The sequence below is a fragment of the Paenibacillus sp. FSL R7-0198 genome, from assembly GCF_038000415.1.
Lineage (GTDB): Bacteria > Bacillota > Bacilli > Paenibacillales > Paenibacillaceae > Paenibacillus.
Map to the genome: position 1 here is coordinate 3,925,555 of NZ_JBBOCB010000001.1, position 25,224 is coordinate 3,950,778.

Annotated in this window: 18 protein-coding genes; 17 read left to right on the forward strand and 1 reads right to left on the reverse strand. The window is 49.3% G+C overall.

Translation table 11 applies throughout. The features are described from left to right. The first annotated feature begins 216 nt into the window (after nt 1-216). The 17 genes from MKY87_RS16990 (at nt 217) to MKY87_RS17070 (ending at nt 23,948) form a co-directional block, all read left to right on the forward strand. Nucleotides 217-981, forward strand: a complete 765-nt coding sequence (locus tag MKY87_RS16990) for a copper homeostasis protein CutC (RefSeq protein ID WP_339787284.1) — start codon at nt 217-219, stop codon at nt 979-981. A gap of 30 nt (nt 982-1,011) precedes the next feature. After that, on the forward strand, nt 1,012-2,493 hold the full coding sequence (locus tag MKY87_RS16995; RefSeq protein WP_340965483.1) for an alpha-L-fucosidase: 1,482 nt from the start codon (nt 1,012-1,014) through the stop codon (nt 2,491-2,493). Beyond that, nucleotides 2,474-4,255, forward strand: coding sequence for a glycoside hydrolase family 35 protein (locus MKY87_RS17000; protein WP_340965484.1), 1,782 nt, complete (start codon nt 2,474-2,476; stop codon nt 4,253-4,255). Before MKY87_RS16995 ends, MKY87_RS17000 begins: the two co-directional genes overlap by 20 nt. Before the next feature lie 105 nt (nt 4,256-4,360). Further along, on the forward strand, nt 4,361-5,227 hold the full coding sequence (locus MKY87_RS17005) for a sugar phosphate isomerase/epimerase family protein (protein ID WP_340965485.1): 867 nt from the start codon (nt 4,361-4,363) through the stop codon (nt 5,225-5,227). A 255-nt stretch (nt 5,228-5,482) separates the two neighbouring features. Further along, nucleotides 5,483-6,541: a Gfo/Idh/MocA family protein gene (locus tag MKY87_RS17010; RefSeq protein WP_076210238.1), complete on the forward strand. Its 1,059-nt coding sequence runs from the start codon at nt 5,483-5,485 to the stop codon at nt 6,539-6,541. A 691-nt stretch (nt 6,542-7,232) separates the two neighbouring features. Next, nucleotides 7,233-8,645 carry an alpha-L-fucosidase gene (locus MKY87_RS17015; protein WP_340965488.1) on the forward strand — a complete coding sequence of 471 codons (1,413 nt, stop codon included), beginning with the start codon at nt 7,233-7,235 and terminating at the stop codon, nt 8,643-8,645. Nucleotides 8,646-8,959: 314 nt separating this feature from the next. Next, nucleotides 8,960-9,937 carry an ABC transporter permease gene (locus MKY87_RS17020; RefSeq protein ID WP_074093076.1) on the forward strand — a complete coding sequence of 326 codons (978 nt, stop codon included), beginning with the start codon at nt 8,960-8,962 and terminating at the stop codon, nt 9,935-9,937. A 15-nt stretch (nt 9,938-9,952) separates the two neighbouring features. Next, nucleotides 9,953-10,861: a carbohydrate ABC transporter permease gene (locus tag MKY87_RS17025; RefSeq protein WP_082763028.1), complete on the forward strand. Its 909-nt coding sequence runs from the start codon at nt 9,953-9,955 to the stop codon at nt 10,859-10,861. Nucleotides 10,862-10,994: 133 nt separating this feature from the next. After that, the gene (locus tag MKY87_RS17030; RefSeq protein ID WP_083679689.1) at nt 10,995-12,632 is read left to right on the forward strand and encodes an extracellular solute-binding protein; all 1,638 of its coding nucleotides are present in this window, start codon (nt 10,995-10,997) and stop codon (nt 12,630-12,632) included. A gap of 175 nt (nt 12,633-12,807) precedes the next feature. After that, nucleotides 12,808-15,027 (forward strand): helix-turn-helix domain-containing protein, encoded by a 2,220-nt coding sequence (locus MKY87_RS17035; protein WP_340965490.1) that lies wholly within the window; start codon nt 12,808-12,810, stop codon nt 15,025-15,027. A gap of 50 nt (nt 15,028-15,077) precedes the next feature. Next, nucleotides 15,078-17,390: a glycoside hydrolase family 3 N-terminal domain-containing protein gene (locus tag MKY87_RS17040; RefSeq protein ID WP_340965491.1), complete on the forward strand. Its 2,313-nt coding sequence runs from the start codon at nt 15,078-15,080 to the stop codon at nt 17,388-17,390. Beyond that, nucleotides 17,387-20,518, forward strand: a complete 3,132-nt coding sequence (locus MKY87_RS17045; protein ID WP_339787263.1) for an alpha-mannosidase — start codon at nt 17,387-17,389, stop codon at nt 20,516-20,518. Before MKY87_RS17040 ends, MKY87_RS17045 begins: the two co-directional genes overlap by 4 nt. Before the next feature lie 17 nt (nt 20,519-20,535). Continuing rightward, complete coding sequence (locus MKY87_RS17050; RefSeq protein ID WP_338590008.1) at nt 20,536-21,411, forward strand: sugar phosphate isomerase/epimerase family protein; 876 nt, start codon at nt 20,536-20,538, stop codon at nt 21,409-21,411. 12 nt (nt 21,412-21,423) lie between these two features. Beyond that, nucleotides 21,424-22,296 carry a sugar phosphate isomerase/epimerase family protein gene (locus MKY87_RS17055; protein ID WP_340965492.1) on the forward strand — a complete coding sequence of 291 codons (873 nt, stop codon included), beginning with the start codon at nt 21,424-21,426 and terminating at the stop codon, nt 22,294-22,296. 188 nt (nt 22,297-22,484) lie between these two features. Beyond that, entirely contained in the window at nt 22,485-22,712 is a 228-nt protein-coding gene (locus MKY87_RS17060) for a hypothetical protein (RefSeq protein WP_017691180.1), read from the forward strand. A gap of 79 nt (nt 22,713-22,791) precedes the next feature. Beyond that, nucleotides 22,792-23,352, forward strand: a complete 561-nt coding sequence (locus MKY87_RS17065; RefSeq protein ID WP_340965493.1) for a hypothetical protein — start codon at nt 22,792-22,794, stop codon at nt 23,350-23,352. Nucleotides 23,353-23,519: 167 nt separating this feature from the next. Then, entirely contained in the window at nt 23,520-23,948 is a 429-nt protein-coding gene (locus MKY87_RS17070) for a VOC family protein (RefSeq protein ID WP_340965494.1), read from the forward strand. Between the two features lie 116 nt (nt 23,949-24,064). Here the strand turns inward: MKY87_RS17070 and MKY87_RS17075 are convergent, their stop codons facing one another. Continuing rightward, a complete protein-coding gene (locus MKY87_RS17075) occupies nt 24,065-24,922 on the reverse strand; it encodes a hypothetical protein (RefSeq protein ID WP_340965495.1) in 858 nt (285 codons plus the stop codon). Nucleotides 24,923-25,224: the final 302 nt, after the last annotated feature.

Here is a 25,224-nt window from a genome sequence, read left to right on the forward strand (position 1 = left end):
CAAACCATATATCGTTCAGGACAGTCAACCTTTGCAGATTGCAATCTGGAAGCTGAACATCGTCAAATAATGATGAAGAAGGACCGCAGGAGCGCTGATGAAGCGTTCAGTCGGTCCTTTATGTCATGGATCAGGCTGTGTGCTGTTCGAGTGATGTCTATCGATACGGGTTAACGGTTCAGGAATAATCTACGATGAAGTGAAGGGAGCGACCTTATGGGAAGACAACCTGTATTGGAAGTCATTGCTGTGAATGTGGAAGATGCCAAGGCAGCTGAGGAGGGAGGGGCTGATCGGATTGAACTGGTGTCTGCGATGTCCGAAGGAGGACTTACCCCCAGTTATGGCTTCATGGAGCAAGTGCTGTCCCAAGTCTCCATCCCAGTGTATGTCATGATCCGTCCGCATAGCCGCTCGTTCCGCTATAGCGCAGATGACATCCAGGCCATGACCCGGGATATCCGCGTGGCGAAGGAACTTGGAGCCGCTGGTATCGTGATCGGTGCTCTTACAGGAGCTGGTGAAGTGGACCTCCTATCCATGCAATTATGTATGGCCGAAGCTCAGGATTTAGGGGTTACGTTTCATCGTGCAATGGATGTGAGCACAAGTCTGACTGAGGCGCTCAAGGCCATTAACACATTGGGCAACGTGGAGCGTGTGCTTACATCGGGAGGGAAACAGACAGCGCCTGAAGCCATACTGGAACTGAAACAGCTTCAGCAATTGGGGCAAACCTTGAACATCGCTGTCATGGCAGGGTCGGGGGTCACCATAGAGGGAATTCAAACGCTAGTGAGTCAGACGGGTATCACAGAGATACATATGGGATCAGGCGTACGCCGTGAAGGAAGCTTCGACCATCCCGCAGATTCGCAGCTTATCGCTCGAGCCAAGCAGCAGTTATTGCTTGCATCACAGCCATTCATGGACAGTAGTGCACTGAGTAGCGGTCCAAGCAAGGGTGGTCCAATGATTTAGGGATGCGCTAAATAAAAGGAGTGATACGCCATGAATTATGAACTGCAACCAGCCGAATGGATTAAGTCCGCAGCACAGGTCAGCCCATCCGAACGCCAGCTGAGATGGCAGGAGATGGAGTTCTACGCGTTTATTCATTTTACGGTAAATACATTTACGGATCGGGAATGGGGCACTGGGGATGAAGACCCGGCGATTTTCAATCCTTCTGAACTGAGCGCAGCGCAATGGGTGCAGGCTTGCAAGGCTGCCGGGATGAAGGGGCTGATTTTGACATGTAAGCATCATGATGGATTTTGTTTGTGGCCAAGCCAGTTTACAGCGCATACGGTTGCAGCCAGTCCGTGGAGGAACGGTGACGGGGATTTGGTTCGTGAAGTCGCCGATGCCTGCCGTGAGGGTGGATTGAAGTTTGGCGTGTACCTGTCTCCTTGGGATCGGCATGAAGCCACTTATGGAGATTCGGCGAGATATAACGAGTTTTTCCTCCAACAGTTGCGCGAGCTGCTCACGAATTATGGCGATATCTTTTGTGTATGGTTCGACGGCGCGTGTGGGGAGGGTCCGATTGGCAAAAGGCAGGTGTATGACTGGGACGCCTATTATGCGCTTATTCGTGAACTTCAGCCCGAAGCTGTCATCTCGGTATGTGGCCCGGATGTTCGCTGGTGTGGCAATGAGGCGGGGCATACGCGGGAATCGGAATGGAGCGTTGTGCCAGCGCATATGCAGGATAATGAGAAGATTCAGGAGCAATCGCAGCAGGTGGATGATGGTGAGTTTGCCACAAGGATTAATACGCAGGACAGTGATTTGGGAAGCCGGGTGGTCATTCGTTCCCAAGGTGACCAACTGATCTGGTACCCTGCCGAGGTGAATACCTCAATTCGTCCAGGATGGTTCTATCATGCCAGTGAAGATGATCAGGTCAAAATATTGGAAGAACTGCTGGCCGTCTATTACGGCGCAGTGGGGGGCAACGCCACCTTTTTGCTCAATCTGCCACCGGATACGCGTGGTCTCATTCACGAACGTGATGTGGAGCGACTACAGGAATTGGGAGATTCGCTGCGTACCATTTTTCAGGAAAATTTGGCCTTGCAGGCGCTGGTAAAAGCATCGGAGACGATGGATGAACAACATGCCGTATCGGAGGTGCTGACGGAACGACGGGAGACGTATTGGTGTCCGCACGAAGGAACCGAGCAGGCTTGGATCGAGCTGGATTTGCAGGGGGAACGCTCATTTGACCGGGTGGTGCTGATGGAACATATCCAGACAGGCCAACGGATTGAGCGTTTTACACTGGAGTCACAGAGGGCAGATGGCGGTTGGGAAGAGTTCTACAAGGGGACGGTGGTGGGCTACAAGCGAATTTGCTGTTTCCCACAGGTCACATCGAGAAGGATGCGAGTAACCATTCATGAATCCAGATGGTATCCTACGTTGTCCGGGTTAGGCATATATCTGAGCGAGCGGGGAGGGCTGTCAAATGGCGTTGCTAACGTATAAAGGTTCACAATTCATGTATGATGGCGAGCCCATTCGGATTTTGTCAGGTGCCATCCATTATTTCAGAGTGGTCCCCGAATATTGGGAGGATCGGTTACTCAAGCTGAAAGCCTGTGGCTTTAATACAGTAGAAACGTATGTGCCGTGGAATATTCATGAGCCGCAGCCGGGGCAGTTTTGTTTTGAAGGCATGGCTGATCTCGAACGTTTTATTCGCATTGCGGGAGATGTGGGTCTACATGTGATTGTTCGTCCAAGTCCTTATATATGTGCCGAGTGGGAGTTTGGCGGATTACCTGCCTGGCTCCTTGCGGATGATGATATCCGTCTTCGTTGTAATGATGCAAAATTCCTGGCGAATGTGGATCGTTATTATGATGTGCTTTTGCCCAAATTGAAACCTCTTCTGAGCACCCATGGCGGGCCGATTATCGCAATGCAGATTGAAAATGAGTACGGCAGCTTCGGGAACGACGCGAGTTACCTGCAATATTTACGTGATGGCATGGTGGAGCGCGGTATGGATGTGTTGTTATTTACCTCGGACGGGCCGACAGACCACATGCTGCAAGCGGGATCAGTGGCGGGGCATCTGGCTACAGTCAATTTTGGATCAGGAACGGAAGGAGCGTTTGCCAAGCTGCGTGAATATCAGACGGAAGAACCTTTGATGTGCATGGAGTATTGGAACGGCTGGTTCGACCACTGGGGAGAGTCGCATCATACCCGAGAAGCCCCAGATGTGGCGGGTGTGTTTGAGGAGATGCTTCGAGCAGGGGCTTCGGTTAACTTTTATATGTTCCACGGGGGAACAAACTTTGGATTTTATAACGGGGCGAACTGTCAGCAGAAGGATCAATACGAACCCACAATTACAAGTTACGACTACGATTCACTACTCAGTGAATCCGGGGAGCCGACAGCGAAGTTCCATGCGGTGAGGGACCTTATTGCTCGGTATAGCGACAGCGGTCTGGGTGAGCTTGTGCTGCCAGAATCGAAGGGGACTATCGGCTATGGGCGAGTGGAGTTAAACCAACAGGCGTCATTACTGGCGCAGTTGGACCGGATATCTGCCCCGTTGCAACGCACGAATCCGGAACCGATGGAGAAGCTGGGTCAGGATTATGGCTTTATTTGTTATCAAACCCGAATATCCGGGCCAAGGGAGCGACAGGAACTGGTGGTTCAGGAGGTTCGTGACCGTGCGCTTGTGTTTGTTGATGGGCAATTTCAGGGCGTGTTGGAACGAGGGAATACAGCAGTATCGATTTCCTTTGAGGTGCCGCCAGGGGGCGCAGATCTATTGATCCTTGTTGAAAATATGGGGCGAATCAACTATGGTCCGTACCTGAGAGATCCGAAGGGGATTACGGAGGGGGTGCGCCATGGCTTTCAATTTTTATATGATTGGACGAATCATTGTCTGCCATTAACTGATCTGTCCGGTTTACAATTCAGCGATGTGATTAGCGAAGCAATTAACGAAACAATTAATGAAGTACAGGGACCAGCCTTTTATAGGGGAAATCTTCAGATCACGGATGTAAGAGATACTTTTCTGCGACTGGATAACTGGACCAAGGGAGTTGTATTTGTAAACGGATTCAATCTGGGGCGCTACTGGAATAAAGGACCGCAAAAAACGTTGTATGTACCTGCTCCGCTCCTTCAAAAAGGTGAGAATGAAATCATGGTATTCGAGCTTCATCAGACGGCTGATCTGGTCGTAACGTTTGTGGATACACCGGATTTGGGCTAGGAAAAGGAAAATAGTAGAGCCAAACGATTATTGATAATTGTCGTGTCCACCGGAAAAAGGTATACGTTGGGTATGGACATTGACTACAGGAGAGGATGAGGAAAAATGAAAGTTGGACTCAGCACCTACAGTCTGCAACAAGCATTGGATCGCAAAGAATTAACCGTACCGGATGCCATTCGCTGGATTGCCGATCAGGGCGGAGAACATGTGGAGATTGTTCCAATGGGATTCAGTCTGATCGATAATCCGGAGTTGATTGATAAGATCAAAGCTGTGGCAAAAGAGGTAGGAATCGATATTTCCAATTATGCTATCGGTGCTAACTTTGCTGTGCAGGAGGACGCCGAAGCGTTGGAGCAAGAGATCCAGAATGTGATGCGGCATGTGGATGTGGCTGCTGCGTTAGGAGTGAAGCTGATGCGTCATGACGTGGCTTTCCGCCCCGCACCAGAGGGAACCGTAGCACAGTTCGAGATCGATCTGCCGATACTGGTGAAGGCTTGTCAGCGGATAGCCGATTATGCAGCGGAGTTTGGAATCACAACAAGCGTCGAGAACCATGGGTACTATGTGCAGTCGAGTGAGCGAATTCAGCGTGTGCTGCACGAAACGGCGCGGAGTAACTTCAAGACCACGCTGGATGTCGGCAATTTCCTCTGTGTGGATGAAGATCCGGTGAGTGCCGTAAAAAATAACATTCCGTACGCGTCGATCGTACACGCCAAAGACTTCTACTGGAGACCTTCCTACCGAAACCCCGGTGAAGGCTGGTTCCAAACCTCGCATGGCAATTACCTGCGCGGTGCCATTGTGGGCCATGGCGATATCGACATGCCTGAGGTGTTCCGTGTGTTGAAACAATCCGGGTATGACGGATATATCTCGGTAGAATTTGAAGGCATGGAAGATTGCAAAACCGCCTCACGCATTGCTATGGATAACGTCCGCCGCCTATGGGAAGAGGCATAGGGCTGAGTACTTGTTTTAAATGAAATATGACTTGTTACGTATGGTTCAAACAGAAAGTTAGTTCAGTCAGGAAAAGTAGTGGAGGGGGCGAAATCGATTCTGAAGAAACGAAGTGTTCGCCTTTATCACCGGATTTCCCCTTTGCAATAAGGGGATTAAAGAAATCTGGGGATAAGAGCGATCGGAAGAACGATTCGCAACCGGAACGTCTACCCGCTGGACGTCAATTATTTTATTTATGGAGGAATCAGCCCTATGTCCAAATTGAAAGTCGCCGTCATCGGTGCCGGATCAATATCCGATTGCCATTTGCAAGCCTATGCCAGTAACCCTGACGTTGAAATATACGCTATCTGTGACCTGAATGAAGCACGTGCCACAGAAGTGGCAAAGCAATATGATGCACCTCATGTGTTTACCGATTACAAAGAATTGCTCGCACTGCCCGAGATTCATTCCGTCAGCATCTGCACATGGAACGACTCCCATGCGGAGATTAGTATTGCTGCCCTGGACGCGGGCAAAAACGTGCTGTGTGAGAAACCGCTCTGCCAAACCGTGGAGGATGCCCTCGAAGTAGAGAAGGCCGTTCATCGCAGCGGAAAGCTGCTGCAAGTCGGTTTTGTTCGCCGCTATAGCGACAATGCACAGATTCTGAAGAAGTTTATCGACGAGGGTGAACTGGGCGAGATCTATTATGCCAAAGCCTCCAGTCTACGTCGTCTGGGCAATCCGGGTGGCTGGTTCTCGGATATCAACCGCTCCGGCGGCGGCCCACTGATCGATATCGGGGTGCATGTGATCGACATTTGCTGGTATCTGATGGGCAGACCGAAGGTGAAATCCGTCTCCGCTAACGTATCCAACCGTTTGGGGAACCGCTCGAACATTAACAATCTTTCGTTCTACAAAGCAGCCGACTATGACGCGGAACAGAACACCGTTGAGGACATGGCGAATGCCCTGATTCGTTTCGAGAACGGCGCGAGCCTACTCGTGGATGTCAGTTTCACACTCCATGCCAAAGCGGATGAGACTTCGGTCAAACTATATGGCGACAAGGGCGGTGCCGAGTTGGAGCCGGAAATTTCGATTATTGGCGAGAAATTCAACACCATTTTGAACATGACACCACAGGTGGATTTCAAATCATTCGACTTTATGGGATCGTTCCGCAACGAAATCAACCATTTTATAGATAGTACACAGGGCCGCAAAGAAACCCTTAGCCCCGTCGAAGACGGCGTCGAAGTGATGAAAATGCTCTGTGCCATCTACGAATCAGCCCGTCAGGGCCGCGAAATTACGCTGTAAAAGGCATTGCAATAAGGGGATGCTCTGCTTTGATACTGTACTACTCCCGTGGCAGTGAAAGTTATGAGAACCTCGCTCCTTTTCAATGAAAAGCTCCGCTCCGGGCGGGTGTGTGGATTCGTCCTCTCCGCTCGTGGTTGGAGCAGAGCATGGAGCGAGCGCTAACGAATCTGAGGCGTCCTATTTAAGGATTTGGAGCGCTAGCAGAAATCTAAGGAACCTGACACATGCTATATGAGAATAAGCAGCAGTTTACAGCGTTTTTACCACCTAATTTCGGGAAATAACGTGTCTGATGTTCCTTACAATTTAAAAAGAGGATCAAAAGGCTAAATAAGACGCCCTGTGTTCCTTAAAAAAACTTTACCCATTCGCCAGGCTCAGCAGCTGGGTTTCCTTATAGAAACGAGGGAGATGTGGGGTTCATATTAATTGAAGATGGCACCGCACTCAAAATACAAAGTTACTACGCCCCTTAACAGTTAAACGAACCGTTTACGCCAAAACGGAGAGGGCAGAACCAATCTGAAGAAGCGAAGCGCTCGCCTTTATCACCGGATTTCCAACAATTATAAAGTGAAATAAAAGAAATCCGGGGATAACAGCGATCGGAAGATGGTACTGCACTCGGAGTGACCAGGCGTAACATGCATGGTTTATCTTTTATCTAATCCAGAGGAGATGAAACAGGATGAGCGAAACCAAAGAAACCGTACTGGAGCAGGAAGAGCAGATTGTCGAAGCCGGCGTGCACAATTTTAGCAAAGAGGAAGAGTGGATCAAACCGGAGGACCCGTTGCTGAATGAGCGGCTGGAGTGGTTCAAGGACCAGAAGCTGGGGCTGATGATGCACTGGGGGCCGTATTCCCAGCTTGGCCTCGTGGAGTCCTGGGCGCTGAGCGACGAAGATGGCGATTGGTCGCGCGATGACATCGACTGGACGGATGACATGGAAGATTTCAAGCGGGAATATTTCGATCTGAACAAAACTTTCAATCCGATTCGCTTCCAGCCCGAGGAATGGGCACAGATGGCGGCAGATAACGGGTTCAAATACTTCCTGTTCACCACCAAACACCATGACGGTTTCTGCATGTGGGATACCAAGACGACGGATTACCGGATTACGGGTAAGGACACGCCTTTTCATACCCATAAGTATGCGGACATCTGTGGATCACTATTTGACGCTTTTCGGGCCAAAGGGCTTGGCATCTCAGCGTATTTCTCCAAAGCGGACTGGCATACCCCGTATTACTGGGCACCGGGCATGGAGCGTGGACGTCATATGTGGCGAGGCCCTTCGTATGATCCCCATAAGTATCCGTGGCTGTGGGAGAAATTCGTGGAGTTCACGCATGAGCAGATCATGGAACTGCTGACGAATTACGGGCGGATCGAATGTCTGTGGCTGGATGCTGGCTGGGTGCGCGAAGGTCGCCATGGTCAGGATATCAGGCTGGGAGAAGTCGTGGAACGGGCGCGTCAGACCACACAACCTTGGCTCCTGTCTGCAGATCGCACCGTCGGTGGACCGTATGAGAATATCGTTACCCCCGAGCAGACCATACCGGAACATCCGATGAATATTCCATGGGAAAGCTGTATTACCGTGGGCAACTCCTTTGCTTTTGGTTTCGATGATCAGTATAAAACGGGAAGACAGCTGGCACATATTCTGCTCGAAGTCGTGTCCAAGGGTGGTAACCTGGCGCTGAATGTAGGACCACAACCCGATGGGCGTCTGCCCAAAGGGGCTATTCGAGGCATCAAGGGCCTCGGTGAATGGCTGGGTACGCACGGAGAAGGCGTCTATGGAACCCGGATTTGCGCGCCATATTTTACGAAAGATTGGGCCTTCACCCAGAAGGAAGAGAACAACACCGTATATGCCTTCCGTTTGTACCGAAACGAGAATGAGACCGCACAACCACAGTTGGTCATTCCTTATCTGGAAAAAGTAGAGCGGATTGAACTCGTCGGTAGCGATGACGTACTTTCGTATCAGCAGACGGAAGACGGGCTTCTCGTGGAACTGCCACAATCCGCTACAACCAGTGCAGCGCCGATCACACACACGTTCAGATTGATCACAATTGCATAGAACGCCATGTCAGTTCCGGGGGAGATCTAACCACCTCCGGGATTTTTTTAATCATACATAAGGAACATAATTTTCACCAGAAACAGCCTGTAATCGCTTGTCAGACAAGGGTTTATGGAATAAAGAGAAGTCGGAGAAAATTGCAAATTGATAAAAGTTTACCGTGCGATGTACTATCAAATCAAGAAAGCGCTACCTGATATGAATGTTTACATCATCTTTGTTGAACAAGGAACTAGGAACAGAAAAAAGGATGTTTAAGGGATGTAAATGTAATGTATTATTACACTTGAGGTGTAGAAGGAGTGACGCAAATGAGTCGAGCTACGGAAAGCATACCCGCCAAGATGGAACTCCAGCAGAGGAAACATGTGGAGCCCAAGCGGCAGCATCCATTCATCAAAAGCCTCAAGAAACACTGGGAGCTCTACCTGCTCGTGCTGCCCCCGGTGTTGTATCTGTTGATCTTCAAGTACATCCCTATGGTGGGTGTCCAGATCGCCTTCAAGGACTTCAGTGTGGTCAAAGGAATCTGGGGAAGCCCGTGGGTCGGATTCAAACACTTTGAGGCCTTCTTCCAATCTCCAAACTTCTGGCTGTTAATCAAAAACACGATAGGCATCAGCTTTTATTCCTTAATTGCGGGTTTCCCTATTCCGATCCTGCTGGCCCTGGCGCTGAATGAGATTCGAACGGGTTACTTCAAGAAGACCGTACAGATGGTCACCTACGCTCCGCATTTTATCTCCACCGTTGTCATGGTATCCATTATCATTCTGATGCTCTCCCCACATGTGGGCGTGGTAGACAAGCTGTTCACACTGCTCGGCTTCCCGATGACCAATTTCATGGGCATCCCGGAATACTTCAAATCGATCTATGTCTGGTCAGGTGTGTGGCAGGGCATGGGATATTCATCAATAATATATATCGCAGCTCTTGCTGGCGTTGATCCATCTCTCTATGAAGCAGCAAAGATGGACGGCGCATCAAGGCTTCGGAAAATATGGCACATCGACCTCCCATCGCTCGTTCCAGTCACCGTTATCATGCTGATTCTGAGTCTGGGCAGCATTATGGGCGTGGGCTTTGAGAAAATATACCTGATGCAGAATCCACTCAACACAAGCGCTTCGGAGGTCATCTCCACGTATGTGTACAAGGTGGGTCTGATCGGAGCGAATTTCAGCTTCTCCTCGGCAGTAGGGTTCTTCAACTCCATTATCAACCTGATCCTGCTGGTTATCGTCAACGGCATATCTCGCAAAGTATCCCAGAACAGCTTGTGGTAAAGGAGGAGCTTATCCATGTTCAACCTGATTAATCGTAACCGGATCAAGGACCCGCTCGGTGACCGCATTTTCATGACACTTAACTACATCTTTCTGTTCGCCATACTGCTAACGGTGTTTTATCCGCTCTTGTATATCATCAGTTCTTCGTTTAGCTCTTCACGAGCCGTGACATCCGGTCAGGTGTGGCTGTTCCCGGTAGACTTTAACATCAAGGCATACATCTCCATTTTCAAAAGCCAACAGCTTATGCTCGGTTTCTATAACACGATCATCTACACCGTGGTGGGTACGTTCATTAACGTGGTGCTGACCGTCATGCTGGCGTATCCTTTGTCACGAAAATCGTTTTATGGACGAGGAGCCATCATTATTTTCATGATGATCACGATGTTCTTTGATGGTGGTCTGATTCCCACCTACCTCCTGATGAAGGACTTACACCTGCTGGATACACGTTGGGCGATGTGGTTGCCCGGGGCGCTCGCGGTGTTCCAGGTCATCGTGGCAAGGACGTTCTTCCAGTCTTCCATCCCGGAAGAGCTTGGAGAGGCCGCAGAAATGGATGGTTGCCGGGATATCCGGTATCTGATCAGCGTGGTTCTTCCCTTATCAAAGCCCATTCTGGCGGTCATGACACTCATGTATGCCGTAGGTCACTGGAATGCGTACTTTGATGCACTGATCTATCTGCGTTCCGAGAAGTTGTTCCCTCTGCAATACGTGCTTCGCAATCTGCTCATCCTGAACGCGGCTGATCCGGCGATGCTTGCCAATACCAGCCAACAGATGCGGGACCAAGGGTTCGAGCAGGTGTTGAAATATGCACTGATCGTTGTCGCGAGTATTCCAATTCTGATCATGTATCCATTTGTACAGAAGCATTTTGTTAAAGGGGTCATGGTGGGTTCCCTCAAAGGTTAATCCTTGTGAGTTAAGCCCGGTTGCCTCTTGAAAGGAGGTGGAAGGAACACGCCGGCTTCCGGGGTCGATTTTATATACGTGCATGCAGTACAAGTCAATAATTTGCCGTTATAAACAAAAAGGAGGAGTCAGATTGAGAAAATCTTGGATTTCGATGTTGTTTCTGGTCTTTGCTTCGATGGCTTTGTTGTCCGCATGCAGTTCATCCGAGGAATCGGGTGGAAGTAGCGACGGTAGCGGGGAGAGCGGTGGTCCTGTAACCATGACCCTCTTTGCTCCGCAAGGCAAAGCGTCCATGGAAGAGAATGAATTTACCCAATTTATCGAAGACAAGTTCGACGTTACCCTAAAATGGGATCTGGCCCCAACGGACGCTTTGCAGGATCGCAGACAATTGCTGCTGGCCAGTGGTGATTATCCGGAAGTGTTTCTTCACGGCAAGTTCACCACCTCAGATCTTCAAACCTATGGAAAACAGGGCGTGTTCCTTCCGCTACAGGATCTGATTAAGGAGTATGGTCCGAACCTGACCAAGATTATGGAAGAGAAGCCATACTTCAAAGAAGCCATCACGGCACCGGATGGCAATATCTATGCTTTGCCAATCTTCAATGAATGTTACCACTGCACGTATGCACAGAAATACTGGATCAACACGGAGTGGCTCGATAATCTGGGTCTGAAAATGCCAACCACAACTGATGAACTGTATACCGTTCTAAAGGCGTTTAAGACACAAGATCCGAATGGTAACGGGAAAGCGGACGAGATTCCACTCACGGGCGCACCGAACAAGTATGTATGGAATGGCAACATTGATGCCTACCTGATGAATAGCTTTATATACAATGATAACGACAAATACCTGATCGTGAACGATGGCAAGGTGAGTTTTGCCGCCAATCAGGAAGGCTGGAAGAAAGGGCTGGAGTACATGAACAAGCTGTATGCAGATGGCCTGATTGATCCGGCTTCCTTCACGCAAAACGATCAGGCGATTGGACAGCTGGGGAACAAGGAAGGCGATGAAGTGGTCGGTTCCATTACAACGGCGCTGGTCAGTTATCTCGTGAATACTTATGACAAAGACATCACCCGTCACCAGCACTGGGAGATCGTTCCCCCATTGAAAGGACCCGATGGAGTGCAGACGACAGGCGCCACGCAGAGCGTAGGTGAGTTTGAGTTTGCCATCACGAACAAAGCGACAGAAGCACAGCAGATTGCCGCCATCAAAATTGTAGACTACATGTTCAGTGAAGAAGGTGCGCTGTACGCGGAGTATGGACCAACTGAAGGCAAGGGCTGGAAGAAGGCAGATGCCGATGAGAAAAACATCAATGGCGAGCCGGCCAAATACAGCTACTACAACCTGCCTGAGCGTGATCCGAACGTTGTTGTGAACGAGAGCTGGTCACAGATCGGAGCGCATGACTTATCCAACACGTTCCGTAATCTGTTTGCGGAAGGACAGAATCCTCTAGAAGCAGAGGGTTATGGTACACGTCTGGCTCAAGCTACCAATGTGTATGAACCTTATGCACCCAAAGAAGTATACCCTGCGAACGTATTTATCCGTCCAGAGGATACGGAATCAGCTGCACAACTGACTACGGCCATCAAGGATTATGTGCAGACGAATATGGCACAGTTCATTATTGGCAGCAAGAGCATTGATAAGGAATGGGATTCATATGTCAAAGGCTTCGATGGTCTCGGACTGAGTAATTACCTTGAGATCTACCAGCGTGCCATTGAGAAGAATCAATAATTGAAGGATTCAATATAGAGGCTGTCCCGTCTGTCACCCGTGACCGGGACGGTCTTCTCCTATGACAACCCCACGTCATCCGATATAATGTACTGAATATTTATGGGAAATTAGCGATCAGCACAGATAATTGTCGTCATTCAGCATGAACAGTAATGGTGGGGGGATCTCGGAGATGAACAACAATTGGTTTAGACGTTTGCTGTTATCGTATCTGCCTGTTTTCTTTATTGTGACGACCATTCTATTCTTTATTTTCTTTCAAGTATTCAATGAACAGAACCGTAGAGAAGCGCTTAAGGCCAATGAATTTCTGGCCTCTCAGGTCACGCAATATCTGGACAACTCCCTGCGCTCCATCGACTTCAAGGTACTGCGTGAGATTTTGACCAACCCTAACTTGAAGAATTATTTCTCGGTATCTGGCAGCGATGATGTTTATGCCGGCATTCAGGCGGTCCAGGTGCTTGATGAATTGAAAATAGAGTATCCGCTGATTGATTCAATTTATCTCGTTCGATACGGGGATGGCACGGTCTTCAGTAACGGGAAGGCTGTTCCGATTGAAGAGTTCCCGGATGCAGACTTTATTGCAGATAGCCGGTCAAGGGATGAACAGAAGTGGGCAGGGGCACGAGCATTCCGAGCTTTTCCTTCACAAGCGACTGAGCAGGTGATTACGATTGTGCGAAGTGTAGGAAACGGCAAAGGACTTGTGGTGACAAACGTGGACCTAAGTACCCTGAGAAAATCCATTATGCAGATGTATGATCCGGAATTTACGTTTGTGAACATCTTCAACCGTTCAGGCGGCAATCTGTGGGATAGCAGCTTGCCAGAAGGGGTTGCGGCTTCTACTAAAACCACGTCGGGAGAAGTCTTCTCCGAATTCACGTCGAGTTATAGCGGTTGGAAGGTGCAGACAGGTCTCAATAATGGAAAAATCGTCAAATGGACTCTGCAATTTTATAATATCTGGTTTGCCTTTGCTGTAGTGGTTGTGTTGATTGGGGTGGTGTGGGTGATCTACGTGACCCGTAGAAATTACAAGCCGATTCAGCAGATTGTAACGTTAATTCAGACCGTCTCTTCGCAGAAACAATCGGGGCTCAATTATGGCAAGGAGAATGAGTTCCGATTCATCCATACAACGCTGGAACGCATGATTGATCAGACGAGACAATATCAGGAGGAACATGAAGAGAATCTGATTTTACAGAAAAGAATGTTCTTTCAGGAGTTGCTGGAGGGCACACGAGACTTTACGAGCATGGAGCTGACAGCGGAGATGAAGAAGTTCAAACTGCCTGAGCTGGAGCATCGCTGGGCCGTCATGGTAGTTGAGATGGACCGGTATGATGCATTTGTGACGGAGTATCATCATCAGGACCAATCCCTCCTGAAATTTGTGTTATCCAGTATTCTGCAGGAGAGTGCGCGCCATGAAGGAACGGAAGTATGGGCTGAATGGATCTCCGATCAGCGTCTGTACGCCATCCTCTGGATTCCGGACATGGAACAGGCTGAGGAGACGGAGCATCGATTGCTCGCTGGTTATCTGGACAGAATCGATCAGTATCTGAACTTCACCGTGACCATTGGTGTTGGTCGGGTTGCTGTCGATATTCGGGGGCTGAAAGCTTCATTGAAAGAAGCTGTGCACGCGCTGGAGTACAAGGCTGTACTGGGGATAAATCGTATCATTCCGTGTAGCGATGTGCCAAATTCGACCAATGATGTGTATGAGTTCCTGAAGACCATCTCACTGCTGGTACAGGCGATGCGTTTATCGGACGATGTGTGGGAAAAGCATTTTGAAAGACTGTTTGAACAAATCAGTGAGTCTGTTCTGTCCCGTCAGGAGATTATGAATACGATCCAATTGTTATTTCAACATTACAATCGGGAATTTGCCGAACTTCCACGGGAGTATCAGGATTCGTGGGCCGTTATATTCACCCCGCTTCTCCCAAGGCTTGAGGGCTGGGAGACGTTAGATGACCTGCGTGAGCTGTGCTGGGAAGGGTTCAGAGAACTGGCGCTGCAGATGCAGACGCTGCATTGTTCCCGAAAACACAGATCACATATTCTGGAGATTCGCAAATACATCGAAGAGCATTACAACAATCCTGATCTGTCACTGAACTACCTTAGTGATCTATTCGATATTAATCCGAAGTATCTGAGCAAGCTTTTCAAGGATGAGATTGGGGAGAAGTTTGTGGATCTGCTCATTAGTCATCGCATCGAAAAAGCCAAGCTGCTCATGCAGGAGACCGATAAGGCCATTCAGGAGATCAGTGAAGAAGTGGGATATACGAACTATAATTCCTTCAACCGGGCTTTCAAGAACGTGGTGGGTGTGGCACCAAGTGACTACCGCAAAGCCATGTGATGTAAGTGCACCCGCCTAACTAATTCCGAACGCATAAGGAGAATGTGCATATGGACTATAAAGATGCTTCGCTTCCCATTCAGGAACGGGTTCAGGATCTAATCGGACTGATGACAACGGCAGAGAAGATTGGACAACTCATCCAGCCGATGGGCTGGAAGACGTATGATAAAGCAGCAGATGGTACAGTACAGGTGACGGAAGAGTTCAAAGCGGACATGGAACAGGGTGGTGTCGGTTCTCTGTATGGTGTGCTTCGGGCCGATCCATGGACTGAAGTGACGCTGGAAACGGGGCTTACTCCACGGCAGGGAGCCGTTGCCACAAATGTCATTCAGCAGTATGCCATGGAGCATTCTCGTCTAGGCATTCCCATCTTGTTCGGAGAAGAATGTTCCCACGGGCATATGGCGATTGGGGCGACAGTATTTCCGGTACCTTTAACGGTGGGAAGTACGTGGAATATGGAGTTGTACCGCAAGATGTGTGAAGCCATCGCTGTGGAGACCCGGAGTCAGGGGGGAGCGGCAACGTATTCCCCGGTGCTTGATGTCGTACGTGACCCGAGATGGGGACGGACGGAGGAATGTTTTGCCGAAGATCCATATTTAATCGGTGAATTTGCAGTAGAAGCCATGAAGGGACTACAGGGTGACCGCCTTGATTCCAACCAGACAATTGTGGCGACACTTAAGCATTTTGCGGCTTATGGCAGCTCGGAGGGTGGGCGCAATGCTGCTCCAGTTCATATGGGCTTACGTGAATTACATGAAATAGATCTGTTACCGTTCAAAAAAGCAGTGGAAGCCGGGGCTTGCTCCGTGATGACCGCCTATAACGAGATTGATGGCGTACCTTGCACATCCAGTACGTATTTGCTGAATGACCTTCTGCGTGAGCAGTGGGGTTTTGATGGGTTTGTGATTACTGATTTTGGCGCCATTCAGATGCTGGTCCATGGACATAACACCGCCGAGAACGGAGAGCAGGCCGTAGCACAGTCCCTTCAGGCAGGAGTAGACATGGAGATGTCCGGGTACATGTATCGCAAACATCTCGGTCAGGCGCTGGAGCAGGGATTGATCGAAGAGAAGGATCTGGACTTGGCTGTGCGGCGGGTGTTGGAGATGAAATTCAGACTTGGGCTATTTGAAAAGCCTTTCGTTGATCCAGAGTTTGCAGAACAGGTCATCGGATGTGAAGACCATACTCAGCTGGCGAGGGAAGTTGCACAAGAGGGGATTGTTTTACTGAAAAATGAGGGAAATACTCTTCCGCTTGCCAAAACAGGTACAAAGCTAGCTGTCATTGGTCCGAACGCAAACCATATCTATAACCAGCTTGGGGACTATACCTCGCCACAGCCGAGAGAACAGATCGTCACCGTACTGGATGGCATTACGCGCAAGCTTGGCGCTGATTCGGGTCAGGTGCTGTACGCACCCGGCTGTCGGATTAAAGGCGACTCCAAAGAGGGCTTTGCGCAAGCTCTCTCCTGTGCGGAACAGGCCGATGTCATCGTGATGGTGATGGGCGGGTCCAGCGCCCGCGATTTTGGTGAAGGTACCATAGACTTGAGGACAGGTGCTTCAGTGGTGACCGATGATCCATGGAACGACATGGAGTGTGGCGAGGGCATTGACCGGGCGTCTTTGAATCTCATGGGTGTTCAATTGGAGCTGGTGCAGGAGGTACATAAGCTGGGGAAACCGGTTATCGTTGTGTATATTAACGGCCGTCCCATTGCTGAACCTTGGATTGATGAGCATGTCCATGCCATTGTGGAAGCGTGGTACCCTGGGCAGGAAGGTGGTAACGCGATTGCAGATATTCTGTTCGGTGATGTCAATCCATCTGGCCGTCTTACCGTCTCCATTCCCAAGCATGTTGGGCAGCTTCCGGTCTACTATCATGCCAAACGCACTCGTAGCAAGCGGTATCTAGAGATGGATCTTGCGCCTCAGTATCCGTTCGGATATGGACTGAGTTATACCGAATTCAAATACGAGAACGTAAGGGTTATACCGGATGTGATTGGGCCAGAAGATGAGGCACAGGTAATGGTTGAAGTCACAAATACCGGAGGGGTTGCGGGAAGTGAGGTTGTGCAGTTGTACATCACGGATGTGTCGGCTTCGGTTACTAGATCTGAGATGTCACTGAAAGGTTTTCGTAAGATCCATCTGGAGCCAGGACAGACTCATACCGTTACGTTCCCTGTGCAAAAAGAACATCTCGCACTCATCGACTCTCGTCTCCAGTCTGTCGTGGAACCGGGTAAATTCAGGCTTATGGTTGGCCGCAATTCGGCTGACTTGACCGCTTGCAGTCTGCATATCCAGAAGGTGGGGGTGGAGGTATGATTCGAATTCAGCGATTCATTGAAGATATGAACCGGTCGCAGTGGCTGGATACGATCGAGCTTCCGGCGTGGGAGATGCAGAAGGCCAGATACATTCGGCCAGGAGAATATGAGTACGAGCAGGGATATGAAAATAAAGATGAGCAGGCTGACAAGGCAATGCAAAACTTGAATCCGCTGAACAGCGTACACGGAACGACGTATTTTCTGCGCAAATGTGTGGAGATTCCGGACAGTTGGGAGGATCGAGCTGTTGGGCTGGTCTTCGAGGCTGGAGGAGAAGGGCTGCTGAAGGTGAATGGCATACCTTATCACGGGCTGGATCGAAATCACGGATTCGTACCCCTTCCGCGAAGTCGGGTAGGCAATACGCCGCAGTTGGAGATTGAACTCTATGATCCGATTCCAGAGCCGAATGATCCACTTAATCGACAAGCTGTTATTCAGCCGCCTATTCAGGGCATTCGGGCAGCATTGGTTCATGTTAATCAGCCACTGCAGAGCCTGATGTACAGCGTTACGGTACTCGCCGAATCGCTTCGGGCATATAACGAGAAGGAGCCCAAGCGGATGGCACTTGTTCAGGCTATTCATCGGGTGATGGATGACATGTACAATGATCCGGACCGCTGGACCGATGCAGCATGGATACAGAACTTCGAACATGGATTAGTACAGTCGGTACAGCAGGAAGAGCCGGAGGAATATCGAAGTGGCTTCATGCATCTGGTTGGACAATCCCACATTGATATAGCCTGGCTGTGGCCTGTACGTGAGACGGTTCGCAAGTCCAGCCGCACATTTTCGACCATGTGTACGTTGATGGACACGTACCCGGATTTTGTGTATTCCCAGAGCCAGCCGCAGTTGTATTCCTTTGTGAAGGATCATTACCCGGAGCTGTACGAGCGAGTTAAAGCCCGTATTGCCGAAGGCCGCTGGGAATTGGTTGGAGGCATGTGGGTGGAGCCGGATCTGAATATTCCGAGCGGCGAGTCATTAGTTCGGCAGATTCTGTATGGACAGAACTTCTACCAGACGGAATTTGGCAAGCGCTCCAACATCGAGTGGCTACCGGATACCTTTGGCTACTGTGCTTCCTTGCCGCAGATGCTGAAGCTCGCGGATATTCCTTATTTTATGACCACCAAGTTGAATTGGAATGATACCAATGCGTTTCCGTATGACCTCTTCGACTGGGTAGGCATAGATGGCACTTCCGTGCTTGCGTATCTTAACCATGGGGTGAATGAACATACACGGCCCAAAGATGTGGATGAACACTGGCAATCATTTAAACAAAAGGATGTGCACCCTGAGCAAATGTTGCTTTACGGACATGGCGATGGTGGTGGCGGCGTGACGAATGAGATGGTGGAGTTTGCGGAGCGATCCCACTTGATGGTGGGGCAGCCGATCAGCAAATTCAGTACAGCTGGCGCTTTTTTTGAAGACATATCATTAAATAATCCGACGTTGCCGAAATGGCACGGGGACTTGTATCTGGAACTGCATCGCGGAACGTATACAACTCATGCGAGGAACAAACGTAGCAACCGAAAAGCAGAGGTATTGTATCGGGAAGCGGAGATCTGGGGGCAATTTGCCGGAGCTTGCGCTGCACACACGAAGAATGATCTGGATGAAGGCTGGAAGCTGATTATGCTCAACCAATTCCATGACATTATTCCGGGAACGTCGATTCCTGAAGTTTACGTAACGTCCACTGAGGAGTACACGAAGGTATTTGCATTAGGTACATCCGCACTGCGGGAAACGCTGGATACCCTTGCGGAGAATATCGCAACAGATGAAGTGGATGGTCTCCCCTACATTATATTCAACAGCCTTGGCTGGGAACGTGGAGAGAATATCACCATTACAGGGGATGCCCACCTCGCCGGGGTGGCTGCATTTGATCGTCAAGGGAACCGACTGGCCAGTGATCTGGAGCAAAAGGAAGACAAGTACACGCTGCTCGTGTATGTTCCATCGATTCCTGCTTTTGGGTATACAACCATATGGCTGCGCGAGACACCGGATGTTATCCTTCCAGTAAGGGAAGAAGAACAATTCCCTTCCATATGGGAAACCGAGTCTTACACGCTTGAGTTTAATGACTTGGGAGAGATCACCCGATGGTATGACAAAACGGTAGGCCGCGACTGGCTGAAGCCCGGTGATCGGGCGAATGAGTGGCAGTTTTTCCACGACAAACCGACGTACTGGGACGCCTGGGATATCGATCCACGATTTGAATCCCAGCGAGCAGGTGCGGTGCAGTTGATCTCCAGAGAGGTTGTACAGCGCGGGGCTACGCGAGATGTACTGCGTTTTGTCTGGAAGCTGAATCAATCGGAGATCAGCCAGGATATCATTTTGCATCGTCACCAGCGGCGTGTTGACTTCCATACAAAAGTGAACTGGAATGAGAGTCATAAGCTGCTCAAGGTGGCCTTTCCGGTGGATCTGGTGGCAGCCAAAGCAGCCTATGAAATCCCGTTTGGAGCGTTGGAGCGTCCAACCCATAACAACACCAGTTGGGAGCAGGCGCAGTTCGAGGTCTGCGGGCATCGCTGGGCGGATATCTCAGAGGGCAATAGCGGTGTGAGTTTGCTGAATGATTGCAAGTACGGATACGACATCAAGGATCGGACGATCCGCCTGTCCCTGCTTCGTGCCCCGAAATGGCCGGATGAACATGCTGATCAAGGCGATCATGAGTTCACATATTCGATCCTGCCCCATCAGGGCGATTGGCGACATGCCGCTGTCGTTCGCCGAGCGATGGAGCTGAATCATCCGGTGGAGGTTGTGGCAGCGAGTCCGTCTCCGGGTCCCTTGCCAGCTGAACACGTTTGGGTTCAGTTCCACAGTGAACATGTCATTCTGGATGCAATCAAGCCTGCAGAAGACGGATCGGGAACGGTGCTGCGTTTCTACGAATCATCAGGAGGTCGGGAAACGGTGCAAGTTCAGTGGGCTGAAAAGGAAATTAATGCGTCCATCATTAATCTGCTGGAGGATGAGATCCAACCGTTGCTTTGTCCAAACGGCACATTCGAACTGACCTTCAAACCGTATGAGATTAAGTCGGTGAAACTTGTTCCAATGAATCCAAATACGTAATCTTCAGGAGGTATGACATGAAATTAACGAATAAGATTGGTGTCATCGTGGATAGTTTTGGCGTAGGTGTACGGGATGGGTTGAACAAAGCCAAAGACGTAGGTGCAGAAGGTGTGCAGATCTACGCCGTCAAGGGAGAGATGGACCCCGAAAATTTGTCGCCTGCGGCGCGCAAAGAGCTGAAGAGTTACATCGATTCTCTGGGTCTTGAAATTTCAGCATTGGTTGGTGATCTGGGTGGACATGGGTTTCAGGTCAAGGAAGATAATCCGTGGAAAGTGGAGAAGTCCAAGCGGATCGTTGATCTGGCTCTCGATCTGGGCACCAACATCGTCACAACACATATCGGTATTGTTCCACACGACCCTTCATCGGAAGTTTATGCTACGCTGCATGCTGCTTGTGAGGAACTGGGCCAATACGCCAAGAGTGTTGGCGCATATTTTGCCATTGAGACAGGACCGGAAACGGCTGCTGACTTGAAAGGATTCCTGGATACGTTGTCGACCAACGGAGTATCGGTGAATTTTGACCCGGCGAATATGGTGATGGTGACGGGAGATGATCCGGCACGGGGCGTTCATTTGCTCAAGGATTACATCGTACATACTCATGTGAAGGATGGTGTGCGGCTGAAGGAAGTTGACCCACGAGACGTATATGGAGCGGTCGGTTATGCCCCTATGGATCACGAAAAGATTGCCGAGATGGTCTCTTCAGGAACATTTTTCCGCGAGGTTCCTTTAGGTGAGGGTGGCGTTGACTTTGACGGATACTTTGCAGCGCTTCAGGAGATTGGTTACACCGGTTATCTGACGATTGAACGTGAGGTTGGTCATCAGCCGGAGCAGGATATTCGCAAGGCCGTTCAATTTATCCAACAATATCGATAGGGAGCTGAGCAGATGAAAGTGGGCCTGAGCACGTATAGTTTGTTGAACGATTTGAATTCGGGTGAGATGACGGTGCTGGATGTGATCGACTGGATTGCGGCGAACGGCGGCGAGCATATGGAGATGGTACCTTACGGTTATACTGTAGAGGATAATCACGATCTGGCGGATGCGATTCGGGAGCGGGCAGCGTCTGTGGGTATTGAACTGTCCAACTACTCGATGCCAGCAAATTTTGTGCAGGAGACGGAAGAAGCGTTTGCAGAAGAGATGGCTCGGGTCAAAAGACATGTGGATGTCGTACACCGGATGGGTGTAAAACATCTGCGTCATGACGTCACGGCGTTTACCCTGCCGAAGGAGAAGATGACCATTGCCTGGTTCGAGGAGCATCTGCCTCTGATGGTGCGGGGAAGCCAGATCATTGCGGACTATGCTGCGCAGTTTGGTATCACCACAACCATTGAGAATCACGGCTTCAGCGTGCAGGCGAGTGATCGGGTGCAGCGTGTACTGCATGCTGTGGATCGTCCGAACTTCAGAACAACACTCGATATTGGCAACTTCATGTGCGTGGATGAGAACCCGATCATCGGTGTCATGAAAAACCTGCCTTACGCTTCTCTGGTCCACTTCAAAGACTTCTACTTCCGTCCTTATGATGAGCATCCGGGTGAGGGTGAATGGTTCACAACAGCCAACGGCAACTTCCTGCGAGGTGCCATCGTTGGGCAAGGGGATATTCCGATCCGCAAAATTGTAAAGTTGATCAAAGACTCCGGCTATGATGGCAACATTACGGTGGAGTTCGAAGGCATGGAGGAATGCAAATCCGCATCCAAAATCGCCATGGACAACCTGCGCCGCTTCTGGGAAGAGGCGTGACAAATATCATAGAGAGATCATCAAGGGCCACGTTCAGACGTGGCTTTTTTTCTCATGTTACAGCAACTGAAAAAGTCTATCAGAATATGGTTCTGCGCAACGATTAAGTTACGAGCAGCACAAGTGTGGTATACTGGATATATTCAGCCTGATAATAACTGGCTATGGATAGGAGATGTCACTGATCTATGCAGGTATTCGAGGACTGGAATCAGAAAGTAAAGAGGACGTTTAATGCTACGAACCCAGAGGTAGTATTGACGGTATCGGAAGCTGGAAGTTTGCTTGGTTTGACCAAAGACCAGATGAAACTGTACGTGGACAAGAACAAACTAACGAAGGTCCCGATCATGAGAAGTGTTCACCGATACCTCTTATTGAAAAGTGAAATAGATAACATCGTTCAAGCTCGATAACTTCATAGGATTGAACACAACCATTTTACCGACAGGATTCGGGAGAGTGGTCTTTTTTTTATCGGAAAGGGGACAGAACGTGCTGAAAAAAGTGTCAAATTGGTTCTATCAGCGGGTGAATTGGAAATGGGTTGCAGCTGCGGTTGTTGTATTTGCTTGTTTTATTGCATTCATTCTGCCCTGGCAGGCGGCAAAGTCGGAGGAGGCCACAGGTGGTGGGCAGTCCCCGGATTCCTCTTTTCTGTACACTGCAAATGATCTTTATCAGATGGCTGAGCAGTATGGTGAAGCAGGGCGGAGCGCCTATATTCAGGCACGATTCACATTTGACCTCATATGGCCCTTGGCCTATCTGTTCCTCTTGGTTGTTCTGTTATCGATACTCTATCGCGTGCTTCCGGTAAAGAGTTGCTGGCGTTGGGTGAATCTGATTCCGGTCTTAGGTTGGGCTATGGACATGCTTGAAAATATAGGTGCGTCCCTGATCATGTATCGTTATCCTGAACGTACGCCTGTGCTTGCTGAACTCACTCCGATATGTACCCTGTTGAAATGGTGTCTGATCTATGCCAGTTTTGCAGCACTGGTTCCGGGTGTTCTGATCACGACTCTCTACTATATACGCAAGCGTAAGAAGTAGTGGAGAGAGGGATGGATTAAGAATATGTTGGTAACCCTAATCGTGTAAAGGTCCGCAGAGATGAGTGCAGAAATATACGCTTGTCAAAGGACAACCTGTTCATATATACTCATGTCGCAAGTGGCGTGAATCGTATAATTACAAGAGCCCAAGGAGATGAAGAACGCATGTCGATCAGCTTGAATGTGTATCTGGTAACAGACGGTAATGGACGTGAAGCGGTAGATTTTTATCAAAAGGCATTTGGAGCCGAAGTTCTCGCGCTTCAAACATTTGGCGACGGTCCATCTGACCCGAATCACCCCATCCCGCCAGAAGCAAAAGACCGTATTATGCATGCTTCTTTGCAGATTGGTAGCTCGGTATTAATGTTGTCCGACACGTTTCCAGGTATGCCGTACATTGTAGGTAATCATGTTACGGTTACGGTGAACACGGATACGGCGGATGAAGCCAAAGCGATTTTCAACCAGTTGCAAGACGGTGGCGAAGTGAAAATGCCGATACAAGAAACGTTCTGGAGTCCAGCCTACGGCTCGGTTGTCGACAAGTTTGGCGTACAGTTTCAGATCAGTGCCACGCCGGGACAAGCTTAAGAGTGTACTCTTCACTAATATAAACTCCAAATGGCAAAAACCTCCGCAATCTGCTTTGAGCAGTTGTGGAGGTTTTTTTGCTTTTTTTGAAATGACTCGTGATTAATCTTCCTTGATTAGCCTTCCTTTTGAATCTTGGAAGGGTTGTTGATTTTATAAGGAACCGGGTTACGTGTCAGCTTCTTCTTGATAATTTTTGCTTCAAACGTAATGACATCTCCCACTTCCAGCTCCTGTTTCTTAACGGTAGCACTGTGGCTCGACCAGGCTTCCCCAACATCGATGACGTCTGGCTCTGTAATGGTAACTGCTTCATAGATGATGACTTCATCGTCATTGTCCGAGAAGTGATTCGGTACGGTGGTGAATTCTTTGACAACGGCACTCATCTTCACTTTACCTTCGGGCAGATCAATCTTAACGGTCTTGGCTTTGCTCGCTGTTTTGGCTTTGGGTTTGGCTTCACTGGCTGCCCCAGACTGAGGTCCAACATACTCTTCTACTAACCCATCCGGATCACCCTTCAGCCCCGAGGAGAATTCATCTGTGTCCGTCTCGTCCGAATCATCCAAATTCACCGGCATTTCATCCGGGTTAACCAGGGCATCTGGAGTTTGCGTAAGTTCAGCAGGGGTAACTGGTACGACTGTATCCGAAGTTGTCGATTCTGTGCTTTGATCTGATCCGGCTGTGCTTATACTTCTGGCATTGTAGCTGGACGCTTGCATTTCTTTCAGATACGACGGGTGAATACAATGCTTTTGTCCATTATCCAGTTGAATAACGGCTGCCATGTGATCCACATATCCAATGATGGTGCACGGCATGTTTAATCCGTTTCCTTTATAATAGAACGTTTTGAGTTTGGTTGCTTTACCCGAAAGCAAGCCCCACTCCTGACATTTCTCAATCAGTTCATCTTCGTTATCCAGCGCAATAAAATCCTGCGGTTCAATCATAAACGCGTATGTCATATGGAATTTCCGCCCTTCCAATCCATTCTTCATGTTCATCGTTTCCAAATTACAACCAGTGTATCACAAATGAGCATTTTGCATAAATCCAAACGCTAAAATCTGTATTCGGAGATGAAGATTCTCAAAGCCTGCTCACAGAGGCCTGTGCTATAATTTGATCAGAATATAAGGGTAGAAGTTGTTACTCTATAATTTTGAACTAGAGATTATTTACACAGACACTACGATGACAGAACAACCTTCCAACCGCTGTTATCCCAAGATTTTCTCGATTCCCTTTTTCTAAAGAAAAATCCGGT